The 21,628-nt window shown below is 59.8% G+C and carries 33 protein-coding genes and 1 tRNA gene; 7 read left to right on the forward strand and 27 right to left on the reverse strand.

Going from position 1 to position 21,628, the window contains the following annotated elements; all coding sequences use genetic code 11:
* Positions 1–7 precede the first annotated feature (7 nt).
* The 26 genes from BLIJ_RS05660 to BLIJ_RS05770 all read right to left on the reverse strand — a co-directional run bounded on the left by BLIJ_RS05660 (position 8) and on the right by BLIJ_RS05770 (position 14,784).
* Positions 8–1,627, reverse strand: coding sequence for a terminase large subunit domain-containing protein (locus tag BLIJ_RS05660; RefSeq protein WP_012577468.1), 1,620 nt, complete (start codon positions 1,625–1,627; stop codon positions 8–10).
* 12 nt (positions 1,628–1,639) lie between these two features.
* Positions 1,640–2,176, reverse strand: a complete 537-nt coding sequence (locus BLIJ_RS05665; RefSeq protein ID WP_012577469.1) for a hypothetical protein — start codon at positions 2,174–2,176, stop codon at positions 1,640–1,642.
* Positions 2,177–2,544: 368 nt separating this feature from the next.
* A complete protein-coding gene (locus BLIJ_RS15420) occupies positions 2,545–2,889 on the reverse strand; it encodes a DUF8602 domain-containing protein (RefSeq protein WP_491893055.1) in 345 nt (114 codons plus the stop codon).
* 30 nt (positions 2,890–2,919) lie between these two features.
* A tRNA-Ser gene (locus BLIJ_RS14280) sits at positions 2,920–3,020 on the reverse strand.
* Between the two features lie 126 nt (positions 3,021–3,146).
* Complete coding sequence (locus BLIJ_RS05675; protein WP_012577471.1) at positions 3,147–3,923, reverse strand: hypothetical protein; 777 nt, start codon at positions 3,921–3,923, stop codon at positions 3,147–3,149.
* A 24-nt stretch (positions 3,924–3,947) separates the two neighbouring features.
* Positions 3,948–4,460: a hypothetical protein gene (locus BLIJ_RS05680; protein ID WP_012577472.1), complete on the reverse strand. Its 513-nt coding sequence runs from the start codon at positions 4,458–4,460 to the stop codon at positions 3,948–3,950.
* Entirely contained in the window at positions 4,457–4,723 is a 267-nt protein-coding gene (locus tag BLIJ_RS05685) for a hypothetical protein (RefSeq protein WP_014484805.1), read from the reverse strand. The genes BLIJ_RS05680 and BLIJ_RS05685 overlap by 4 nt, the downstream gene beginning before the upstream one ends.
* Positions 4,710–4,895, reverse strand: coding sequence for a hypothetical protein (locus tag BLIJ_RS05690; RefSeq protein ID WP_012577474.1), 186 nt, complete (start codon positions 4,893–4,895; stop codon positions 4,710–4,712). The genes BLIJ_RS05685 and BLIJ_RS05690 overlap by 14 nt, the downstream gene beginning before the upstream one ends.
* A 171-nt stretch (positions 4,896–5,066) precedes the next feature.
* The gene (locus tag BLIJ_RS05695) at positions 5,067–5,261 is read right to left on the reverse strand and encodes a hypothetical protein (RefSeq protein ID WP_014484806.1); all 195 of its coding nucleotides are present in this window, start codon (positions 5,259–5,261) and stop codon (positions 5,067–5,069) included.
* The gene (locus BLIJ_RS05700) at positions 5,258–5,632 is read right to left on the reverse strand and encodes a hypothetical protein (RefSeq protein WP_012577475.1); all 375 of its coding nucleotides are present in this window, start codon (positions 5,630–5,632) and stop codon (positions 5,258–5,260) included. The genes BLIJ_RS05695 and BLIJ_RS05700 overlap by 4 nt, the downstream gene beginning before the upstream one ends.
* 194 nt (positions 5,633–5,826) lie before the next feature.
* Positions 5,827–8,109, reverse strand: coding sequence for a bifunctional DNA primase/polymerase (locus BLIJ_RS05705; protein WP_012577476.1), 2,283 nt, complete (start codon positions 8,107–8,109; stop codon positions 5,827–5,829).
* 101 nt (positions 8,110–8,210) lie between these two features.
* Complete coding sequence (locus BLIJ_RS14770) at positions 8,211–8,387, reverse strand: hypothetical protein (RefSeq protein WP_012577477.1); 177 nt, start codon at positions 8,385–8,387, stop codon at positions 8,211–8,213.
* Positions 8,387–9,316: a hypothetical protein gene (locus tag BLIJ_RS05710; protein WP_014484807.1), complete on the reverse strand. Its 930-nt coding sequence runs from the start codon at positions 9,314–9,316 to the stop codon at positions 8,387–8,389. The genes BLIJ_RS14770 and BLIJ_RS05710 overlap by 1 nt, the downstream gene beginning before the upstream one ends.
* Before the next feature lie 14 nt (positions 9,317–9,330).
* Positions 9,331–10,341 (reverse strand): hypothetical protein, encoded by a 1,011-nt coding sequence (locus BLIJ_RS05715; protein ID WP_014484808.1) that lies wholly within the window; start codon positions 10,339–10,341, stop codon positions 9,331–9,333.
* A complete protein-coding gene (locus BLIJ_RS05720; protein WP_012577480.1) occupies positions 10,328–10,726 on the reverse strand; it encodes a hypothetical protein in 399 nt (132 codons plus the stop codon). Before BLIJ_RS05720 ends, BLIJ_RS05715 begins: the two co-directional genes overlap by 14 nt.
* A complete protein-coding gene (locus BLIJ_RS05725; RefSeq protein ID WP_012577481.1) occupies positions 10,723–11,106 on the reverse strand; it encodes a hypothetical protein in 384 nt (127 codons plus the stop codon). The genes BLIJ_RS05720 and BLIJ_RS05725 overlap by 4 nt, the downstream gene beginning before the upstream one ends.
* Positions 11,087–11,254, reverse strand: coding sequence for a hypothetical protein (locus tag BLIJ_RS13590; protein ID WP_014484809.1), 168 nt, complete (start codon positions 11,252–11,254; stop codon positions 11,087–11,089). Before BLIJ_RS13590 ends, BLIJ_RS05725 begins: the two co-directional genes overlap by 20 nt.
* A 13-nt stretch (positions 11,255–11,267) precedes the next feature.
* The gene (locus BLIJ_RS05730) at positions 11,268–11,597 is read right to left on the reverse strand and encodes a hypothetical protein (RefSeq protein ID WP_012577482.1); all 330 of its coding nucleotides are present in this window, start codon (positions 11,595–11,597) and stop codon (positions 11,268–11,270) included.
* Positions 11,594–12,067, reverse strand: coding sequence for a RusA family crossover junction endodeoxyribonuclease (locus BLIJ_RS05735; protein ID WP_041981867.1), 474 nt, complete (start codon positions 12,065–12,067; stop codon positions 11,594–11,596). The genes BLIJ_RS05730 and BLIJ_RS05735 overlap by 4 nt, the downstream gene beginning before the upstream one ends.
* A complete protein-coding gene (locus tag BLIJ_RS05740; RefSeq protein WP_014484811.1) occupies positions 12,051–12,281 on the reverse strand; it encodes a hypothetical protein in 231 nt (76 codons plus the stop codon). The genes BLIJ_RS05735 and BLIJ_RS05740 overlap by 17 nt, the downstream gene beginning before the upstream one ends.
* Positions 12,282–12,310: 29 nt before the next feature.
* Positions 12,311–12,652, reverse strand: a complete 342-nt coding sequence (locus BLIJ_RS05745; RefSeq protein ID WP_012577485.1) for a hypothetical protein — start codon at positions 12,650–12,652, stop codon at positions 12,311–12,313.
* Positions 12,653–12,763: 111 nt separating this feature from the next.
* On the reverse strand, positions 12,764–12,997 hold the full coding sequence (locus BLIJ_RS05750) for a helix-turn-helix transcriptional regulator (protein ID WP_012577486.1): 234 nt from the start codon (positions 12,995–12,997) through the stop codon (positions 12,764–12,766).
* Positions 12,998–13,106: 109 nt separating this feature from the next.
* Complete coding sequence (locus BLIJ_RS14985) at positions 13,107–13,301, reverse strand: hypothetical protein (protein ID WP_014484812.1); 195 nt, start codon at positions 13,299–13,301, stop codon at positions 13,107–13,109.
* Between the two features lie 83 nt (positions 13,302–13,384).
* The gene (locus BLIJ_RS05760) at positions 13,385–14,194 is read right to left on the reverse strand and encodes a phage antirepressor Ant (protein WP_012577488.1); all 810 of its coding nucleotides are present in this window, start codon (positions 14,192–14,194) and stop codon (positions 13,385–13,387) included.
* Positions 14,191–14,493 (reverse strand): hypothetical protein, encoded by a 303-nt coding sequence (locus tag BLIJ_RS05765; RefSeq protein WP_012577489.1) that lies wholly within the window; start codon positions 14,491–14,493, stop codon positions 14,191–14,193. The genes BLIJ_RS05760 and BLIJ_RS05765 overlap by 4 nt, the downstream gene beginning before the upstream one ends.
* Positions 14,494–14,505: 12 nt before the next feature.
* On the reverse strand, positions 14,506–14,784 hold the full coding sequence (locus tag BLIJ_RS05770; RefSeq protein ID WP_012577490.1) for a hypothetical protein: 279 nt from the start codon (positions 14,782–14,784) through the stop codon (positions 14,506–14,508).
* 113 nt (positions 14,785–14,897) lie between these two features.
* Here BLIJ_RS05770 and BLIJ_RS05775 point away from each other — a divergent pair, with 113 nt between their 5' ends.
* Genes BLIJ_RS05775 through BLIJ_RS05800 form a run of 6 tightly spaced genes read left to right on the forward strand, consistent with a single transcriptional unit; the run spans position 14,898 to position 19,674 of the window.
* Positions 14,898–15,293, forward strand: coding sequence for a hypothetical protein (locus BLIJ_RS05775; protein ID WP_012577491.1), 396 nt, complete (start codon positions 14,898–14,900; stop codon positions 15,291–15,293).
* The gene (locus BLIJ_RS05780; RefSeq protein WP_012577492.1) at positions 15,290–15,613 is read left to right on the forward strand and encodes an ImmA/IrrE family metallo-endopeptidase; all 324 of its coding nucleotides are present in this window, start codon (positions 15,290–15,292) and stop codon (positions 15,611–15,613) included. The genes BLIJ_RS05775 and BLIJ_RS05780 overlap by 4 nt, the downstream gene beginning before the upstream one ends.
* Entirely contained in the window at positions 15,610–16,674 is a 1,065-nt protein-coding gene (locus BLIJ_RS05785; protein ID WP_012577493.1) for a DNA cytosine methyltransferase, read from the forward strand. Before BLIJ_RS05780 ends, BLIJ_RS05785 begins: the two co-directional genes overlap by 4 nt.
* Positions 16,667–18,721, forward strand: coding sequence for a BbrUII/HgiDII family restriction enzyme (locus BLIJ_RS05790; protein ID WP_012577494.1), 2,055 nt, complete (start codon positions 16,667–16,669; stop codon positions 18,719–18,721). The genes BLIJ_RS05785 and BLIJ_RS05790 overlap by 8 nt, the downstream gene beginning before the upstream one ends.
* Positions 18,722–18,746: 25 nt before the next feature.
* Positions 18,747–19,184 carry an ImmA/IrrE family metallo-endopeptidase gene (locus tag BLIJ_RS05795; RefSeq protein ID WP_230320845.1) on the forward strand — a complete coding sequence of 146 codons (438 nt, stop codon included), beginning with the start codon at positions 18,747–18,749 and terminating at the stop codon, positions 19,182–19,184.
* A gap of 22 nt (positions 19,185–19,206) precedes the next feature.
* Positions 19,207–19,674, forward strand: a complete 468-nt coding sequence (locus BLIJ_RS05800; RefSeq protein WP_014484816.1) for a hypothetical protein — start codon at positions 19,207–19,209, stop codon at positions 19,672–19,674.
* A gap of 118 nt (positions 19,675–19,792) precedes the next feature.
* On the opposite strand, the gene BLIJ_RS13130 is transcribed toward BLIJ_RS05800, so the two are convergent.
* Positions 19,793–20,329 carry a DUF2335 domain-containing protein gene (locus BLIJ_RS13130; protein ID WP_032685228.1) on the reverse strand — a complete coding sequence of 179 codons (537 nt, stop codon included), beginning with the start codon at positions 20,327–20,329 and terminating at the stop codon, positions 19,793–19,795.
* Between the two features lie 77 nt (positions 20,330–20,406).
* Between BLIJ_RS13130 and BLIJ_RS05810 the strand changes: the two genes are divergently transcribed.
* Positions 20,407–21,582: a tyrosine-type recombinase/integrase gene (locus BLIJ_RS05810; RefSeq protein WP_012577497.1), complete on the forward strand. Its 1,176-nt coding sequence runs from the start codon at positions 20,407–20,409 to the stop codon at positions 21,580–21,582.
* Positions 21,583–21,628 lie beyond the last annotated feature (46 nt).

Consider the following 21,628-nt stretch of genomic DNA (forward strand, 5'->3'; position numbering starts at 1 on the left):
TCCTTTTTCACCATCGGAACACGACGATCCTGTTCGAATCGTTACCCCAGTTGAGCGCCCTCATGTCGGACGCCGCCTCGTGCGCGAGGATGTCGGCCATCGCTATATCGATTTTCTGATTCTCGCTCGGCTTGCCGAGCACGTACTTGTCGCCGGGCTTGGCGATCTTGCGCGCCGCCATCATGTGCAGTTTCGCCACCGGGTCGCCGCTGTGGGTGGTGGTGCCGTCGGTGGTGTCGGTCATGAAACGGGTGAGCGCATCATACATGCGGCCGGTACGGTTCGTTGGCCACTGCACCACCACATCCTCGCCGAAACGAACACTCCAATCATCGATAAGCGACTCCCACAAATGAGGGTCGCAGTAGAATCGCCTGACCTTGAAATGATTGAACAGGTCGGAAACGGCGGCGTCGACCTCGCTGCGTGGGATCCGTCCCTCCCATTCGACCGGGTTCCAGTAGGTCGGGCGCCTGTCCACGCCATAGGTCGGCGTGAACCGGTATCCATCCACGGTCTCGGCGCGAATCGCCGACCAGTCGCCGGACTGGGAACCGTCGAAGCCGAGGCATATCTCGGTATCGTCGGCCGGGTACGGGCGTTCGTCGATGCCGTCATCGTAGAGGGCTTCGGGCATGTAGGAGCCGAGGCCCTGCACGAGTTCGCAGCCGAAGAAGCGACGGGCCTGCGCGGGGTCGCGTGGCAGCAGTTCCTCGCATGTCGCCTCGATCGCGTCCAGGTTCACCCACGGCGAGCCCTTGTACACGAACTCGAGGATCCTGCGCCGGTCGGCCCTGTCGGTGAAGTCCAGGTTGGGGTCGTGCCGGGGGAAGAACCTCATGATGTCCTTCGCCGTCGACTCGTAGGTAGACTGGCCGAAGCTCGCGTCCATCGGGTCCCACGGGTTCGTGAGCTCCAGCATGCGCCCGTCCATGCCGGTGACGCCACGCAGCACCGTGTCCGCAACCTCGAACATGCCGGAGCGCTTCGTGTACACGCCCGACTCGTCGCACAGAGCAAAGTTCACGGGATTGCCCAGCTTCGAGCGGGCGGAGGCGGTCACTGGGTCGATGCGCCCGCCGTTGGGCAGGCGGATGAAGCCCTCGCGCACCTTCATCAGGTCGTCCAGATGGCCGTTGCGCACCATGGTCTGCAAAGGCCGGTACACGTTCGCGGTCTGCTCCTCACTGTTGGCGAGCAGCTGCACCAACGCGGTGCGCCGGGGCATGCCCATCGGCTCTCCCGGCCGGTACTCGTAGGAGAAGCCGCACCCACACCCCCAGTCCTCGCAGCGGAACTCCTCGCCGCCTTCGGCCCAGCCGCAGAACACGCAGGGGCCCACGGCCTCGAAGCAGGCCACGGCAGCGCCGAACGGCGACTTACCAAGCTTCTGGCCGCCGACAATCTGGCCGCGACGCCATTGGAACGCGCCGCCCTGCAACGGGCGCGACGCATTGAACCGCGTACCGGCCTTGACGGTGTAGAAGTCCACCGCGTTCGCCAACTGCCAGCCCACGAGGCTGAACGGCTTGTTGAGGTCATAGCCGGAGGGCACCACGCAGTGGGCGCGAGTCCATGCGGCCATCAGGAAGCCCAGCGAGGCTGGAGGCTGCCTATGTTCCGCCATACGACACCTCGCTTATTCCTGCATCGACTGCCATTCGTCGCGCGGATCAGGGAAATCGACTATCTTCGCGCTTCTCCTGCGCGCCTGCGGCTTCTCGTCGGCCACGATGTGCCAACCGTTCAGCCGCAGCCCCTGAGGGGTGAGCCCGATGGAATCCGCGTAGCGGCACAGGGTCGTACGGTCGGCGGCCTTCGCGTCCGACGACTCGCACAGCACGTACTGACGCACGTACAGGGCCACCATGTGCTGCAGGTACTTGTACTGCGGGCGGCTCCACGCATACCCCTGCGGGTAGCGCCACAATTCGTTCCACACGTCACGCTCGCGCTCGTTCCACTGCGCCGAGGCCGCGTCGTCGGGCTCGCGATGGAAGCCGTCATCGTCCTTGAACGTGAACCAGACGACGTACCGCGGCAGCGGGAACTTCGGGTGAGGTCGCCTGTAGCCGTTCGCGGGCAGAGCGAACAGGCCGGCGGCGCGCTGCTGGAACGCCTCTGACGAGGGGTCGGGCATCCTGCCCGCCTTCGCGCGGGCACCACCGCTGGGCATGGCCAATCACCTCTTCCTTCGACGTGTAGGCAGCGGCGTCACGCCCATATTTCTCACTACGTCCCGCTCGTTCGGCTCCTGTTGGAGCGTAAACAGACGGTCGCGGGCCGCCCTCATCTGTCCTGTTCCGCGTAGTATCTACGATTCGCCGCCTCCCAAACCTCTTGGCTGCGGTTCGGGGAGGGTCGGTCCTTGTCTCGGGCCAATCTCTGTCTGAAATGTTTGAAACGCAAAAACTTGCGAGTCCCCTCACCGGCGGTCTACGACCCCCTGCCTCGGGGTGCCTCCCCAGGGGGTGGAAGTGTTTCGTCGTCGTGTTTTCGCCGGGGTATGAGGTTTGTTTTTGTTGTTGGCGTCGTTGTCGTGCGTCAGCGATTCCAGTGTTCGCGCATGCGGTTACTGTTGATTGCTCCGGCTTTTCGGTTGCAGCTCATGTGTTCTGGCCCGTTGTAGCCGTTGCGTTTGTCGTTGTGTCCTAAGTCCCATTGCTGGTCGCGTGTGATTGGCTGCTTGCATCGTGGGCAGATTGGAACGATGCCTTGGTTGATGAGTGCTTGCCATCGTGCGCGTCCGGTTTGGTGTGCTTTGCCGTAGCCTCGTTGTGCTGCTGTGCCTCGCTCGTGCTCGTGCTGGTGTGAGTGGGTGGGGCAGTATCGTGTGCCGACTGGTATGAGTTGCGGGCAGTTGTGATAGCTGCATCTGCGCAGGGACATTGGTGTTCCTTCGTGTGAGCGGGGAGTTGTTGGTGGCTTGGGCGAGATTCGAATTCGCGAGAGAGTGTCAGTGTTTACTCCCTGTCGTGCTATCCCAGCATGACCGGTTAGTCCTCTACCGTACGCAAGCCGTGGCGGGCCGACTGGCACCGGCGCTTTGGACGCTGCCGGCGGAGTACTCTCAGCCCATGAGATATGACTGGATATGCGAAGAGCCCAACCGTTTGGTTGGGCTCTTCGACACTAATCCACTGACATTATGCGGTCACAGTCAGCTCTTTGTCAAGTTCGCCACTGATGACGAGCCGGTAGACGCTGCTGTATGAAATGCCTTGGGGCGTGACATCAAGCTTGCCTCGGGATTTCCACACGGTGAGCGTATGCCTTTTGATGGCGATTCCCGTGTCCGCGAACACCTTGGCTATCTCCGCCGCCGAGCCACGCCGACTGTCATCCCAGCAGAGCTTTTCCAAACGTCTCAGTTTGACGGTCTGCACACGCTGCTCGGTACCGCATATGGGGCATGTGACCCATTGGTCGTTTGCACCTGCGGCGAGCATGGTCCCGCATAGTTCGCAGGTGCCGATTTCACGGCGTTGTTCGGGCGGGTCCAGAACAAGGTCGATTTTCCGGGCGATGCCGTTGATGGTCGCCATGTAGAATCCTGCGTCCGCGAACGTGGCAAGGCGTGCATGGGCTGCGCATGCGATGAGCGTGGCCTCGAGGTCCTCCATGCGTGGATCCCTGTGCCAGTCCAAGGCATCGATGACATCCAAACAACGCCACAGTTCGCGCGCCGTCGCATCGAGCATGTCCAGCAGGTCGAGCACGTCAAGCCTGATAGGCGTCGGGGGAGTGGCCGTCTGGATGCGCACGGGCGAATGCCCGCCCGGATGCAATGTCGCGTCGAGGCTGTCATGCAATGGCGTGACATCATGCGCCAATCGCAGGAGCGTGCCGGCGAAACGCATCTCGCATGCTGCGCACAGTGAATACCCCTCTTCGGTTATCGTCTTGCAGTTCTGGCAGTTCATGCTAAGCCCCTTCCGGCTGGTCGGCTAGAATAATGCTTGCTTCTCATCGCCCTGGCCGACCACGGTTGGGGCTTTCTCATATTTGAGCCGCGAATACGGCATGTCCCAGATGCGTTTGAATTCATCGAGCTCCCTTTTCGTGAGGTTGCGTCCGCCCCACGGCTTGCCCGGCGGACGGTCTCTTTTCGGCGGCTTGAACGGCTTGACGCTCACTCTTGCCAAGCGGCACATGTGACCAGCGAGGTATTGGCCGTCAGGCCTGATGCCCGCACTCCCGCTCACGCTGCGCAGCAACGGATAGCCGACTGATGGCAGCCAGACAACCCGCGTCAACGGCCGGCCGAGGATTATCGCCACCGTCAGGTCATCACCCTCCACAAGTCCGCAGTCCCACGACTCCCACACGCTCTCCCTGTCCTGAATCACATACAGGCCACACCCCTCGCAGACCGTGACCACGAGCGGGCTGGATTTCGGGATGAACGCGCGAAGCCATGCTGGTTTGCGTTCACGGGCCCTCCGCTTGCCGTCGCTCATCGCATGACGCCTCCTGATTGCTGGTCGATAAGCTCGAAGCTCATGGCTTCGATGTGCTCGCCGGTGCAAGCTTCGACGCATAGACGTTTGACGTCACCGGTGGTTTCGACTTTCTGGATGATGGTCTGTTCCGGCGTCGGGTTCATGGTAGCAGCGGCGGTGAGGCTGATGACGGCCAGCACCATCCCGCCGATGATGACGCTGACGATGACGAAAGCGAGCCTGATGGTGGACTCCACGCTCCATTTCTCATGCCTGCGCATTTTTGAGATCCTCCTTGTTGAGTTGTGTTTCGATTTCGATGCACAGGTCGATTGCCTGCTGCCATCCGGTTTGGTAGCCGATGACGAACGCCTCGGCCGGACTGTCGTTGCCCAGACCCGATGAGGCCAGCGCGTTGAGCGCCTGTTGGGTGAGGTCAATCGGTTCGCCCATGAGTCGCCTTCCTGTGCTTGCGTTCCTGCCTCCACACATCGTGCAGGCAGAAGAACATTTCGATCGTGCTGATTGATTCCCAGAATCCGCTTCGCGGGTCGCAGCACCACCATTGCCCGCAGATCGGGCAACGGTAGTAGCATCCTGGCCCGTGCGGGTCACATCGTTGGCTCATGCTTCCTCCGCGTCGCTCATGAGATGCAGGGCCCATCTGCCCAAGGCGTCCAATACTGGTTTCCGCACGGATTCGTCATGCAGCATGCGGGGATGGCATCTGTACAGGGCTGACTGCCCTTCGGCTTCGACGCTGCCGAGGGTGGCTGTGGTGCCGTCTTCCTGGTCAAGCATGATTCTGATTTTCTTCATGATTCCTCGCTTTCCGTGTAGCAGTTCGTGTCAAGCCAGTCTGCGATGAGGCGGAAGTCCTTGGCCCATTGGATGCGGGTCTTCCGTTCCAGCTCGTCCTTGGGTGCCGGTTTCGGCTCTTCGAAGTTGAGCAGTCCGTATTCGGGTTTTTTCAGGTAGTGGCAACGAGCGTGCTTGCCGTTGGCGGCCGAGGCGACCCGCTTGTAGTTGATGAGCTGGAGGATATGCAGCATCTCCAATGCTTTGGTCGGATCGAAGTTCGGCGTCTCGGGGTCTGCGTCGAACCGCTTCCTCAATTCGGGCACGGTGCCTTCTCCGTTGCACAGCTCCCATGCGGTCGCTTCGATCTGCTTTCTGAATGTGAGTGCCATTTTGGTCTCCTTGGGTTTTGAGGGAATATCTAGTGTTGTTGAGGGGTGTTTTTGGGCTTTTCCGAGGGGCGAGCCTTAGCTTTTCCCACACCCGACCACACACGTAGTGTGGTCGGGGAGTGTGGGGAAGAGCTAGTCTCGGTGGCTCAGTTTTTTTGGGAAGAGCTGGGAAACGTTCGGGAAAAACGGAAAATCTAGATGTCGAGGTGGTTCCCATCGTCCAATTCGCTCACCTCCTCCCTGCTCATACGGTCCACGAAAGAATCCGACTTTGGGTCGTCTATCTGCCGGTAGGGGCGTGCCGACCGGTAGCATGCGCGGTTGTGTCTGCTGGCGCGGTTCGTCACATACCCCTCCTCCAGCAGCAGTCTGATGGCTTTCGACATAATCGCGGTCTTGGCGCCGGAGCCATCCGATTTCAAGGCGTCGAACAGTTCCGATTGGCTTGGTTCCTCTATGGCGTTCTCGACGAGCTGACTGATTTTCTCCATGAGTCCGGTGGGTCGGAAGTCGTCGCGTTTCGTCTGACGGTCCTCGCTGGGCATCATGTTGGGTCGTGCGATGGTGACGTGCATGAGTTTCGGGTTCGTGCTGTTGATTTCGATGCGTGCTGCTTCGCGCAGGTGCGAGCCGTTCGAATCCCAACTGACGGCGCAGTGCTCCTCGATTTCACTGATGCGGTCCTTGCCGCTTTTGATGACGATGGTGCCGCGTACGCCTTTGCCGACTGGCTTGGTCATGTTCGCCGAGTAGCTGATGCCGTCGATCAATGCGAGTTTCTGCATGCTGCCTCCGGCGTACCGGCCGCGGTTGTCCTTTGACTTGACGACGTGGTCTATCAATACGACGGCGGGTCCGCAGGCCAATATGAGTCGGGGCATGGTGTTGTACCAGGCGGCGATGTCGTCACCGGAATTCGAGTCGAGTCCTGCATAGGCGAGGCAGCTGGTGACGCCGTCGATGACGGTGAGCGTGGCGGTGTCGGCGTAGCCGAGGGTCTCGCGCCAGCCGTCGAGGCTGGTGGGGCTGCTAGGCTTGGCGCTGGGGCGCACGTAGTGGAAGTGAGCCACTATCTGCTCGCCGGTCACGCCGAGCAGCAGGAGGCGTTTGACCACGTTTCTGGCGCTGTCCTCATAATCGATGTAGATGACATCATGGCTACTCTTGAGTTCCTGTGCGGCGGCTATCTGGGCGATCATGCTTTTGCCGCAGCCGGGTTCGCCGTGCAGGTCGTTGACCGCGCCACGGTAGAAGAGTCCTTGGCCGTCCTCGCGTTGGAACACGGTTGGCGTTGGCGGCAGTTCGACGCCGGACGCCAACTGGGTGAGGTCCTCGAACCGCCAACTGGAGGAGGTTTTATTTGCCTCGTAACTTTCCGTTGAACCGTTTTGAACCTGAGATGCGGTGGTTGAACCGGTTTGAACCGGCGTCGTTCCAACGTTTTGAACCTGCTGTGGGTGACTTTCCCCCATTTGATTCGCAATCGTGTTTTGGGTGAGTTCGTTGAACTCGCCGGGCAGCATGCGTTCGATTTTCGACTGTTCGCACGGGTCCGCGTGCGACTGTATGCCGTTGACCTTCTCCATCGCGCCGGAGAGTATCGCCGCCCATTCGCGTGCCGCCTCACGCTCCTTGCCCGGACGGTCGGGTGCTATCTCGGCGATGAACCGTGGTTTGAGCTGGTTGATGGCGTCGAGCGCGCCGCGATGGCCTTCCTGCGCGAAGTTCACCAATGCCCATACGGCCTGCAACGTGGTGTCGTGGCGACTGCCTTTGCTGGCCGGGTTTGACAGCGTTTTGTTCAAAAATGTGTTGATGGCTTTGCACATACGGGTGTCGTATGTGCCGGTTTCGTGTGAAATCAGGGTATTGAAGGCTGGTTTCGGCGTCGTATGCTCCGGTTTGCGCAGGTAGTCCACCCACTTCCACGGCAGGGTAGCCAGATCGCTGATATGGGGGATCTGGCTGGTGGTCGAGCCGCTGGGAGTGTACCAGCAGTACATCTCGCCGGAAGGGTGAATCGACGGCCAGACCACGCTGTACCTGTGGCCGGGCTGCAGGATGTCGACGCCCTCGATTGCACCGCCCTTCCACGCGAGCCCTTCGGGCACCTTGTAGAACAGGTGGCGTGCCGGCGAGTCGATGCCGTGCGCCGTGCTGCTCCACGTGGCCGGCAATGCGCCCAGTTCCTGCGAGAGCTCGCTGATGCCTTTCGCCCCGTCCGCCTTGACCCGATGGCCCTGCTCCGCGTCGATGTCCAACACGAGCACGCCTTCTGGTATGACGATGCCCGTGTTCGCGTTCGGGGTCGCCTGAGACCAGACCTGTACTTGTTCGTCGGTGACGGGTTTGCGGCTGCGTCCCGTGAAACCGCTGGGCGGCGGGGTCTTGTGGCCTTCCGGCAGGGGGATGACCTGCATCCATCCAGCCGCACGGTACAGGGGTGCGGCTGCCGCGTATCCGTAGATGTCGGTCATCCTTGAAACTCCTTTGACGTGATGTGAATATGTGTGGTGCCGTGCACGCCTTTGCATGCGTGCCGGCCGCTTGGATACGGCTACGGCGGTCGGGACTGGACTCAGTCCTTGTCGGAATCCTTGCTCTTGTGCCAGCCCAGGAGCACGAGTCTCACGCTCATGAGCTGGAGGCTTTCCGAGTCGACGTCACGGAAACCGACCTGATCGGAGGCAAGGGAATCCATGTCCTTCACCAGTTCGATCCACTGGTTCTGCAGGTGTTTCAGCAGCTCGTCCACTAGAACTCACCTGTTTCCGGCATCTGTTCGGAACCCCCGTGGTATTGGGGTTGCGCCTGGTCGGTGACGGCCGTCACCGCTTCGACCGGCACGCCCAACAAGGCGGCGATCTCCTGCGGCGGCTTGCCCAACGCCTTCAACTGGTTGACCTTCATCGGATCCACCTGCTGCTGGCCGAGCTGCACAGGCTGAACAGATTGCTGCTGGCCCTGCTGTGCGGGCGGGTTCCACGGGTCGGTTGGGGCCGGCTGATACCCCTGATTCGGGGCCTGTGCCGCCTGCTGTGCGGCGTACTGCTGCTGCGGGTAACTTTGCTGGGGCTGCTGCTGGAAGGGCTGCTGTGCGGGCTGCTGGGGCTGGCCCATGGCGAGATCGGCCGGCGACTGGTGTTCGATCACGTATTCGAACAGTTTCGGCGGCTGTGGCAGATTGCCCTTCGGCCCGTAGCCGGTGAACGTGGCCGTGAACCGGTCGCCCGGTTTGACCTCACCGGCCTTCTTCAAACCGGCGTTGTGCAATGCCTGCAGCCATGCGCGGCGCTGCACGCCCCACCCCTTGATATAGACGGTGCGGCGTCCGTCATCATCCTCCACGTTCGGGTCGATGATGCCGGTGTCGATGGTGACCAATACCTGCAGGCGAGGCGAGCCGTCGTTCCAGAACGCCGGCTGCTTGGTCTGGAAGTCACGCACCTGGTTCGCGGTCACGTTCTCGATGATGCCGGTCACCCTCGTGCCCGGCATGCTGTCCTTCGTGAACGCGGACTTGCCGGACTGCGAGTCGATCTGGTTGAGCATCTGCTCCGCGCTCATCTTCGGAGCCATCGGAGCCGGCTGATAGCCGCCATACTGCTGCTGGCTGTAAGCCTGCTGTTGCGGATATCCCTGCTGGGGATAGCCGTACTGTTGCTGTGGTTGTTGACCGAACATTGTGTTTCCTTTCGTTATTCGGTGAACTGGTATTCGGATTCGATTAGGGGGATGAGTTGGAGCCATTTGTCGGGCACGTCCGGCCACGGCTTCTCGTCGAACTCGGGAAGCGCGCTCATATCCGGCCACACGCGCCCCTTGCATGAGAAGCACTTGTCGGGGCCCGCCGCGGGCAGTTGCTTTATCCAGCTGTCGCGCACGCCCACGCCGTCCGCCTGTTCGATGATGTCCATGAGGTTGACGAGCAGTTGGGCTCGGGCCAACGCCCATTTGCCGGGCTCCGGGCCGAACCTCGTCTCCCAGGGCAACGCATCACCCAGACTGGTCTTGTTGCGGGGCAGGAAATAGATGCAATTACGCTCCACCAGTTCGCCCTCGTTCTGCAGTCCCATGCCGTAGAGCGAGGCCTGCACACGATACTGCTGGCTGGGGCCGTGCGCCTTGACCTTCGTGACCGTGGTGTTGCCGACGATCTTCCAGTCGATGGTGCTATGGGTCTTGCGATCCCAGAGGTCGATCGAACCGGTGACGTCGTAGCCGCCGTGCAGGCCCTGCAATCGGCCTACGGTGACGCGATATTCGCTGCGCCAGCGCTCCCCGAGTCCGGTCACGCTGTCCTCACTCGTGTAGAGGAACTGGTGCGCAGGCTCCCTGTTCAGCTCGCGGAACATCTGCTCGAAGTGCGCGTGCACGCACGTGCCGATGAACGGCAGCCAACCCGGCGAACGACGCTCCGGCCAACCCGCCAGTTTCGCCGCGAGACAGTGCACGCAGTCCGTGCCCAGTTCGGACGGGCCTATCTCACGCTGCAGCTCACGCGGAGCGTTCTGGATATCCGCTTCGATGAGCTGGCGGATCTCCGGCCACAATCGTGGTTCCTCCATCGTGTCCGTCTTGGTTTTCGGCGTTGCCGGCGGCTTGCCCATATCGGGCGCCGACTGCGTCATGGGCGGCACGTCGACGGGTATCGCGTCACCCTGCTGTTGGGCTTGCGCGACGGCCAATACCGCCTCATTCATGCTCACGGTTCTTCACCTCCTTCAAAAACTCGTTGATCTGTTCCTTGATGTCCGTGAGTGCGGTCCGGCTGAGCCGTGTAATAGCCACCGCCTCGTCCGAATTGTCGAAGCGCAGCGTGTAGGTGCGGTCGCCGTCCTTCGCGATGGCTGCCGGCATGCTGCCGAAGGCCATCGAATGCACGGGGAAGCCGGTCTTGCCTTGCGTCTCCAGTTCGCGTATGGCCTTGTGGATGCGTCTGGCGACGGTGAGGCCCAGCTCGTCGAGCTGCTCGGAACGGATGACGTACAGGTCGTCGGTCAGCTCGTTGCCGTCCTCGTCACGCAGGTCGTAGTCGGCGATAACGCTTTCCACGATCTGGGCGATGCCCAGGCTGGACAGTTCCGCGCTCATGAGACCACCACCATAGGCTTGCCGCTCATCGCGTAATCGGCCACCGCGTCCGCCGACAGCAGCTTCTCCAACTGGCTGAGCGGCCGCGGCCGCAACTGGTAGGCTCCGGGATACTTGGTGGCCGGGTAGGCTTTTTCGAACGTGCCGGCGTTGATGCGGCGCGCGCCCGGCTTGACCTGCACCTTCAGGTTGCCGGCCTGGTAGGTGCCGACAGGATGCGAGTCGAGGATACGGGCCTTCAGCTCGTCGACCTCCTCCTGACGGGACGCGATCTCGGCCTGCAGTTCGACGATGCGAGCCGCCTGCGCGGCGAACAATCCTTGGCGCAATTCCCCGTCCGGGTTCACGGCCTCTGTGTTTTCAATGGTTGATGGAGTCATTTGATGTGCCTTTCACGATGATTTGGGCGTAGGTGGGATACCACGCCGTCTGATGCTTGGTCTGGTTCGCGTGCCGGTTGCAGCAGGTGACCGCCTCGTCCAGTCCGGTGGGCTTGCCGAGTGGCCCGCATGTCCTGCAACGCGGCATCCAAAGACGCCGGTCAGGCATCATGCCTGTCCTCGGAGGCGAGGCGTAGTCCGGCGATGATGTCCGTCGAAGCGTCCGGGTTGCGCAGCAGCTTCGACACGGCCGCGCCTTCCTTGACGGTCAGTTGGGCGACGGCGATGGCCGTCGCGATGGCCGTATGCTGCTCGTTGGTGAGCATGATCTTGTCGGACAGCAACAGCTTGGTGGCCTTGTCGATGAACGTGCTGGCCGCGTTCGTGATGCCGTTCGCCGGCGGCACCAAAGCCGCCAGTTCGAAACTCAGATCCTCGTCCGCTATCAGCACCTGCTGCACCAGACGGGGTTCGTTGATCGGCTTGCTCATGATTGTTCTCCTTGCTTGTTCGGCTCCCGTTCGGGGAGCGGTTTGATACGGATATAGAGGTGCGGCTCGTATTCGTGCCCGCAACAGGTGTAGGGGTCGCCGCTCTTGCGCCTCCGGTAACGGCCTTTCGCCCCGTACACCCACATGTCGGGCATCCTCTTGCACGCATGGGATTCGACGACCTGCGCGTCGTCCACGTAGGCGACGCCGTTCAGCGAGTCCAAAACCAGCTTCAGCAGGTTGTCGAGATCCGGGCGGCCGCGATGGCTCATCCAGAATTCGGCCTCCAACCTGACCGGGCACTGGTATGGTTTCGCCTGCGGGTATTTGAGCCGGAATTCGGCGAACAGGCGTTCCTCCGCCCTGACGGTGCGTTTCGGGGTCATCGCGTGCCCGTTGTAGACGCGGGGACGCCCCTTCGGCACCGGGTCGCCCGGCAGACAAAGAGTGAACTCACTCGGCTGTTCCATCGCCACCCCACTTCAACAGGATTCCCACGAACACGAGCGGCAATACGACCGCCAATGCGAGCGAGCCGGTTATCATCCACTGCGGCGTACCCACCGGACTGGGGATGCGACTATGCGTGCCGGCGAAACCGACCAGCCAACCCTCGAAGAACGTGACCGCCAGCAGAAGCGCGGACTTCTGCCCATCCGACAACCGTGGCTTCGGACGACGCATACGCTTCCTTCTGCGCAATGCCTCGATGCTCATTTCACGGCCCTCGACTTCTCCATGGTCACGATGCCGGCCAGATCAACCACGTCGGACTCGACCTGCAACACCTTGCGCATGATCTTCAGGTCACCCTGCATGTAGGCGTCATAGCCGATCTGATGCGCCACGTCGAACAGGTCGCCCAGCATGTCCGCATACCGCTGCCACTTGTCCGCCTCGGACTGAGGTTCCGGCTGGCGCGTCTCCCCGTCCAAATCCTTCTCCAATTCGACCTCCGTATCATTCAGGAGCTGCTCCATGAGCTCCTCCAACGACATGTCCTCCGGAACCTCGACGCCGATGGCGTGGATACCGCTAACCTTGTGTTCTGACATCACTGATTTCCTTTCTGAATTTGGTTGGTGATGTTGGTGCCGGCATGAACCTTGGACAGTGCAACGCCGGCGCCGTTATTTCTTCTCCCCGGCTTTCGAATCCGGGGAAACCTATTTGCCGTAGACCAGCTCCTTGCGGGTGATCGCGCACTTGTTGTTCCTGTAATCGATGACCTCGCGTGGATCCCACACCAGACGACGGCCGATCCTTTTCGGGGCCGGCGGGTATTTCCCGCCCCACTGGTCATGACACGACCAGATGTAAAGAGTGCTCTTCGAAAGATTCAGGAACTCCGCCACCTTGGCGATGGGCCAGCCGTCCTGTGCTTCTATCTGCTTGGGCATGACTCACCACGCTTCTTGGCGAGCAGGCCGCGCCAGTCCATGGTCGACGCCCATTCGAATACCCGCAGGTAGTCCGTAAAAAAACGCGGAGAACATCGATGGAATCCAGCTAGGAGTGCAATACGCCCTTCGCTTCCTTCTGGTCATCGAACGTCCATTCGCTCCAATCGGGATAGAACGAACCGGTCACCCCGTCGAATGTGGAATACGTCAGGTCGAACCACAGGTCGAACATAGGAACCTTCGCCTTGTACACCGTCAGGAACAGGTCGGCCTCATCGTTCGGATCCCAGGTCAATTCCATGGGGAAGGAATGTCTGTAAGAGTCCGACACGATAGGGTAGGCAAGAGATAGACGAAGCTTTTTCTCAAGGAGAGCGCCGGCCATCACGCCACCCCCGGGAGTCGACCCTGGCTGCGCCCGTAGATGAACCGGTCGATGAACCAGTTCACACCCTTGGCGGTGAACCGCGCGCACTGGCGGTCAAGCTTCCCGTTCGCCTTGCGAGACATGACGGGTTTCAGATAGCCGGGCTTGACGGCCTTGACGGTCGGCGCTTTCGAACGCAGCTCGATATAGCCGGCACCGCGCAGTATCCCGTACACGGTGTCGCAGTTCATCCGCTTGTCGATGGCTTGGAAATGACGTGCGGCCTGTCTTACGCTCATCGTCCCGTCCGCCGAGACGAATGCCTCGCCCAACAGGGCGAGAGGCCTCATTTTCTCGTTGCTGGCACGGAGTTCGAGATTCTCCCGGCGGGCTTCGCCGAGCAGGCGGGATTGGATCTGGTTCGCCTTCGCCAGAATCAACGACTCATCATCCATGCTGTTGGTTTTGAATCGGATGGCGGCACCCTCGTTGAAGTACTTGTCCAATGCGTCGGCGGCTTCGCACTGGTAGGCTTCGATCTTCGAACGTAGTTCGGGCTTGACTTTGCCGGGGTTGATGTTGGCGAGCCACATGGTCATCGTGCGACGGTCAATCATCGCCATCTCACGGTTCTTGCCGTCCGCACCAACCATAGGCATAATGACTACGGTTGCCCACGGCTTCTCTTTCAGCTTGCGAAGTTGCGTCCAGTAGTCCACATCGAGGTTTTCGCACATGCGCCTCAGCGATGCCATCCATGAGCCATCCTTGGCCACGGCTTCGATGGTGTCACCGTGGAACGGGACCTTAATCAGGGAATCGCTCATTTGAGGTCACCGTCCTCCGCATCCACGGCCTCCACCTGTTCGATGCTTTCGACGTTGTTGAACGGGATGATCGTCGTCATGCTCTCGTCTGTCACAGCATCAGGGTCGTTGAGCCATGTGGCCTGATAGAACGCGAAGCTGACGCCGGGAAGAACATCCACATCAGCCGCGGACAATTGACGATGCCCCTTGACCCCGGTTTTGATCAGGGTTGCCACGCAGGGGAAGTCGTCGCTCCACCATGAGGGGAGGTCGAAGGTTTCGATTTCCTTGTTGTCGGTTAGAATGGCGTTGTTCATTTGAACCTTCTTTCATTTGATCTCGGCATCCGTGGCAGCGGATGCCTTTTCTTTTGCCTGGGTGGATTCGATGGCCTCGGCGAGAACCTGAGCCGGATTCGCGTTAAGAGCGATGGCGGTTTTGATGAACTCGCTTAGGGACATGTCGTCCGACTTGAGGTGTTTGCCTACGGTCATCCGGTTGAGGCCGACCTTGGAGGCGATATGCGTCTTCGGCACCTCATCGAGCAAGGCTTTTACTCGGAGGCTCTTCACGGCCGAAGCAGCTGCGTTGTTGGCTGATGCAATCATGGTTTGTATATTGGCACCTGCCAACAAATAAAGTCAAACGCTTCGGCGTGTTGTCATGTGACAACAGTTCTTGTGCGGCGTTTCTAGCTGCTGTCAGGTGATAACATTTGCACATGGCAACAAAGATTGAATGGAACAGTTTCGACTATGCGGCAAGAGACGTGCTGGACGAGCTGCTGGACAAGCTAGGGGTCTCCTACCGCGAAATGGAAAACATGACGCAAGGTGAGGTGACCTACAGCCGTATCAGGGATATAAAGATGGGCAACAAGGCCCCTGTGCGCTTGTCTGAATTTCTTATAATCTGCGATGTTTGTGGCGCAGACCCCGTGCAGACCGTCCGGGGCATCATCGCGGAGGCGAAGCGTATCGAAGAAGAGCAAGAGCGCGAGCGTCGCGTGGAGGAGACGAAACGTATCCTCAAGGACGACCCGATGGCGTTGGCCGCCGATATCGATGGGGAGAAGAGCAAGTACGTCGAATACGGCGACGGGGATGACCCGGCATGAGACACCTACCGTTGAACATGCACGATTCCTACGGCGGCATGCGCATGGCCATCTACGCTGCCGGACTCGACGTAGAGGTGCGCAGCTCTCCCAGCCTACCGGGCAACATGATGGGCTGTTACTGCGAGGCCACACGCACCATCCTCATCGACCGGCGTCTCCCATACGTGGCCAAACGGTGCGTCCTTGTGCATGAGCTCGTCCACTGGTTGCACGGCGACGAACAATGCGGAATCAACGAAACCCGCACCCGCATGGGGACGAACCCGCGTAAATGGGTGATTGATCTCTTTGATTCTGTTTATAGTGGGGATTCATGAGGACAAGAACTGTGATATCGGCCATTGACCTGTTTTGCGGCACGGGAGGATTGTCGCTCGGTCTGAAACAGGGCGGCGTGCGTGTCGTTGCGGGGATAGACAACGCGGCTTCCTGCGCCTACCCATATGAGGAGAACATCAAGGCCAAATTCGTGCGGAAAAGCGTTCGTGAGGTCACGGGCGATGAATTGAAGCGACTGTGGGGCCGTTCCAGTGTCCGTCTGCTTGCCGGATGTGCGCCATGTCAGCCATTCTCGTCGCAACGGCGTGGAGTGGACACGTCGCAGGAACAGTCATGGCCGTTGCTTCTGGAGTTCGGGCGTCTTGTCAGGGAAACGACCCCAGACTACGTCACCATGGAAAACGTGCCCAGACTCCAGAAATCCGAGGTCTTCGAGGAATTCGTGTCGATCCTTCGGGAAACGGGATATCAGGTCGCCCATTCCGTGCTATTCGGCCCCGACTACGGTCTGCCTCAACGGCGCAGAAGGCTTGTGCTGCTCGCCGGACGGGGAACAGACGTCCCTATCCCATCCCCGACAGTCGACAAGGACTCATACAGAACCGTCTCCGATGCGATTCAGGATCTCCCGCCATTGTCCGCCGGAGAGCATGATCCGGACGACCGGCTGCATTTCGCCCGTAATCTCACTCCATTGAACCTCCGGCGGATACAAGCCTCCGAGCCGGGAGGCACATGGAAGGACTGGCCGGAAGAGCTTCTGCTGGAATGCCAGAAAAAAACGACCGGGTCCACGTTCAAATCGTTTTATGGACGTATGGAATGGGACAAACCCTCACCGACCATCACTACGCAGTCCTACAATCCCGGCACCGGGCGATTCACCCACCCCGAGCAGGACAGGACGCTGACTCTCCGCGAGGCGTCACGCCTGCAGGGATTCCCGGACTCGTTCATGTTCACGAAGCCGGGAGAGCCCATCACGTTCACCAACGTCGGGCGGCTTATCGGCAACGCGGTGCCTCCCGTGTTCGGCAAGGCAATCGCACGCCAGATCGTCGCAGTGGAAAAGGAAAAGAGGAATCAGGATAATGAATGATAAATACACGCTGACCGTCGACATCGCCACGGTGGATTCCCTGGGCAGGAACCTGTATTCGAACGCGGCAGCAGTGCTGTCGGAGTTCGTCGCCAACGCATGGGATGCAGACGCCACCCGCGTTGAGATCCAGTTCGATCCGAATAATTCCATCTCGATCTTGGACAACGGGTGCGGCATGACCGACGGGGAACTCAACTCACGGTTCCTGACAGTGGGATACCGGAAAAGAGTCGTGGAAGGCATGGCTTCGCCCAGATTCAAGCGTCCCTACATGGGACGGAAGGGCATTGGCAAACTGTCCGCGTTCTCCCTCGCGGACAAGATGGTCGTTTCCTCGAGAAAACAGGATGGCCCGTCTCACGGGTTCACCATCGACGCGAAGGAAATGGAGAAGAGTATCCGCAACACCGATCCCGCAGGAAGGGAGTACCACCCGGAACCGCTGGCCGACGCCGCCGCGGAATTCGGCGACCGTGCCAACGGGACGAAAATTGTTCTTTCCGATCTGAGGGTGAAACGGGTATCCATTACCGAACGGGCCCTGCGCCGGAGGCTGGCGAGGCGTTTCGACGTCCTCGGCCTTGCGAACCTGCCCGAGGATCAGGGAAGATTCGTCATAGAAATCAACGGTGAGCCGGTCACGTACGAGGATCGCGGCGATCTCCAGAAACTGCAGTACATATGGTATCTGGGGGATTACGAACTGCCGGACGGAGTGCAGGTGTCCGCCGAAGCCGAAAACCGCATCAAAGACACAAGTATCCCGGGGCATGATGACTGGCGTATCTCCGGATGGATAGGAAGCGTTGCCAAGCCCGCCGACAGGGTGTTCGAAGCCGACGACGAGAGCATGAAGAACATCATAGTTCTCGCGAGAAAGAGGCCGATCCAAGAGGGACTATTGGATCACCTCGATTTTGACAAGCATTTCGCAAGCTATGTCACCGGTCAGATCCAAGCCGACTTCCTGGACCAGGATGATCAGGAGGACATTGCCACGTCGGACAGGCAGAGACTAGTCGAGGACGATGAGCGGGTCCGCGCGTTCAATGCGAAGATGAAGGACATATTCAACGCGGCATCGGACAAGTGGTCGGAATTGAGGAGCGATACAACCACCAAAGCCCTTTATGAGAGCGTTCCTGAGGTCAGGGAATGGATTACCTCGCTTCCGTCGGATCGCAGGAGACCCGCACAGAAGATGATTTCGCGAATATCCAGCATTGACGGCCTGAATGACGACGACCGCAATTCCCTGTATCAGTCGTCAATCGCCGCCTTCTACAAACTGCAGCAGAACGATGAGATAGACAAGCTCAAAGACGTTGACACGATGAGTGAGGCGCAGCTATTCACCATACTGTCCTCGTATGCCAGATTTGAGGAACTGGAGTATGGCCAAATAATCAGGACGAGGCTTTCCGTCATCGGCAAGCTGGAATATCTGTTGGACCACAATGAACTCGAAAACAGGACTAGGGATTTCATCGCGGAAAACCCATGGCTTTTGGATCCGTCATGGGAGCGTGCGACGGAAGACCTCGTCAAGGAACAGTCCTTCAAAAGGATAGCGAAGGAACAATTCAATCTGGATTTCAGCGACGACGCCGCCGACGACCGGCTCGACATCAAATACCTGGACGGAGGCGGACGACAAGTCATCGTCGAGTTCAAACGATACGGAAGGAAGGTGAAGATAAGCGAACTGACGCTGCAAATTGAGAAATATGCTCGGGCAATGACGCGGCTGTTGCAGCAAGCTGACGCGCGGGCTGGTTCTGGCTCGCATGCGTACACGAACGATTCAGGAATTGACGCAAGAGTCAATGTGATAATCATTGTCAAGCACGTGTACAGCGACATAAAAGACGAAATAATGCCTGTAAAGGCCGCGAACGATCGCGTTCGCATCTTCAATGCGCGATTCCTGTACTTCTCAGACATGGTCGAGAAGAGCAAGGAGAGATATCAGGAATTCACGGAGAATCCCGCCCAGAATGATCTTGCCGCCAAGGCGATACACGCCTTGGACAAGATAAGCTGAGAGATCCCGTTTTTGGACATGTTCCTTGAGAGGAAGCGAGAAAGATGATGAGCGCCCGACTGCTGATAAGCTCTTCGTTGAGCTACGGGCAGATGCGTATGGCGTTGTACGGATTCGCGCCCGGTCTGACCGTGGCCAGCGCCCTCCTGCCCCGCAGGCTGGACGGGCTCTATCGCAGGGAGCGGACACGATCCTGATCGACCGGCGCATCACCTACACGCGCAAACGCTGCACGCTGGTGCACGAGCTCGTCCACTGGGCGCATGACGACGACACGTCGAAAGGGTGCGAGGGCAGTCGGATCGAACGGCGTTGCCGGCGGCGGACCGCCCTGCTGCTCATCGACCCGGCAGAGTACGCGCTGGCGGAACGCATGTACGGCGGCAACCCCACCAAATGGCCAGCGAGCTCAACGTCACCGTCCAAGTCATCGAAGACTACAGACAAATCCTCAGCGAGATAATCCACTAAGAAAGAAGAAAACCATGAAAAAGACAATCGCACTGCTGGCAGCGGCACTGTTGCTCGCCGGACTGACCGCCTGCGGGGAAAACACCACATCCGACGCGCCGGCCAAAACGGACGGCACGTCAAAGACCGAGACCAAGAAGGAGGAGCCCAAGCCCCAGCCGGCCGACCTGACCGGCACGTGGAAGCAAACCAACTCCAACGACCCGAACTCGTACATGGAGGCCACCATCAGCGGCGACACCATCGAGGTCAACTGGATTGGCACCGACGCCAAGAGCCTCTACTGGAAGGGCACCTATCAGGCCCCGACCGAGGCCGGCGACTGGAAGTGGACCAGCCAGGGCGACACCGAGACCATGGCTCAATCCCTGCTCGCCTCGCAGGACGCCACCAAGGACTTCACCTACAGCGAGGCCGACGGCGTGAGCTGGGAGACCACCGCGCTCGGCACCACCATCACCGTCAAAACCACCAAACAATAAAAAATGCCCTGTCGGCGTTGCAGCGTCAACAGGGCGGTTGAAACATCGACCAGCTTGCTTATTGGAAAGGAGGACGCTTCACCCCTTATCCTACACGGGGCGAAGCATACCCGAAATGCTATTTGCGTTTACGTTTTACGGCGTCAATAAGCTGAGGACCAGCGGAAAAGACGCCAACTATGCTTCCAATGAACGTACCGACATTGTTTCCAAAGGCCGCGCAAACTATAGCGGCTCCAAAGGCCATCCAAGGCAGGAACGAAAAGGCAACGGAAGTAATGAGCATACTGAGGTTTTCGGCCTTATGGTCAGCGGCCTCCATTGCTGTTGCTGCTTTTCTGTCCGATATCTCGACGTCCAACGATTTTTCGGCCATGGCCAGTATGCGATCAGCGGCACCGGGAAGTACCCTCTCATAACCTGCGTATTCTTCGACGGAAGGCAGTGGGCCAGAGCGTGCCGCAATCGCTATCGCGTTGAGGTCGATTCCTTGTCCATCGCTCTGCGCAGGCTGTCGCCCACCATTTCCCAGGCTTTCGTCTGGAGCTGTACTGCTGTCGCCGGCGTGAACGACCTCCGCTCCACCTTGCGAGTCACTACTATTTGCGCGCCCCTCGTCATGCCCTTCAGGATTGGATTGTTGCTCATTATCCATCGACCATACCTTTCCTTTAATTCGCATACTATCCGACCAACCCTGAGATTCCAAGTGGACAGCATGGAGGTGGACTGATGGCGAACGTCACCAGATACAAAACCTCAAAGGGCGAAAACCGCTACCGCGTCCGCTACCGGAAACCCGACGGTACGCAAACCGACAAGAGGGGTTTCCGCCGCAAGATCGACGCGGAGAACTGGGCGGCCGAGCACGTCACCATCGCCAAGGCCACCAACAGCTATGTTGACCCGGAGGACGGCAAACGACGTGTTGGAGACCTCTACGAGCAATGGCTGAAGGAGAAATGGCCGTTTTGGAAGGAAACCACACGGGTCAACGCCACGGAAGCATGGCGACTCTACTGCGAGGAGCGTTGGGCCGATCGTCGGATCGGCACCATCACCCGCGCCGAGGTCCAGGCGTGGATCAGCGACATCATCGCGAGCGCCGGCGCTCCATCCGTGAGACGCCCGTACCAGACCATGCTCGGCATCTGCCGCATGGCCGTCCGGGACAAGCTCATACTCGACAACCCCTGTGAAAACGTTGAACTCCCCAAGCTGCCGAGGCGCAAGAGCCGTCGCGTGTACCTGACCATATCCCGGCTGCTCGCATTCGCCGACGAATGCTCCAGGGGAAAGCATCTGGGAGCGGAGCGGCGGGCGCTCGTGCTGACACTGGGCTTCTGCGGATTGCGCTGGGGCGAGGCGGCAGCGTTGAAGGCCCGTGACCTGGACTTCGGTCGGGGAGTGCTGCATGTGGGCGGCAACCTCGTGTACGTCGGGGCAAGATGGGTCGAGGGCACTCCGAAGAACAGCGAGGAACGCGACGTGCCCATGCCTCTCATCGTCATGGAGGCGTTGAAACCGATGTGCGGGGAACGCGAACCGGACGAAAGGGTGTTTCGTGATCTGCGGGGCGGCCCGATTATGAAGCAGAGCGCGGCAAAGACGACCGGCTGGTGGTATCACGCGCTGGTGCGCCTGGGCTGGCCGAAGGAGGAATGGCCCACACCGCATGACCTGCGCCATACCGCGGCATCGCTGGCCGTGCACGCCGGGGCGAACGTCAAGGCGCTGCAGCGGATGCTCGGCCACAAGAACGCGAGCATGACGTTGGATGTGTATGCGGATCTGTTCGACAGCGACCTGATGGACGTGGCCCGTCTGCTCGACGCCGCAGTGCAGGTGGAGACGGGCATGGAAAAATGTGGGCAAAATGTGGGCAAAAGCGTTTTGGAGCCCGTATGAAACCCTCAGAAACGTTGGAATAACGCCATTCCCGTGAATGGTGGTT

This window comes from Bifidobacterium longum subsp. infantis ATCC 15697 = JCM 1222 = DSM 20088 (assembly GCF_000269965.1).
GTDB classification, from domain to species: Bacteria; Actinomycetota; Actinomycetes; order Actinomycetales; family Bifidobacteriaceae; genus Bifidobacterium; species Bifidobacterium infantis.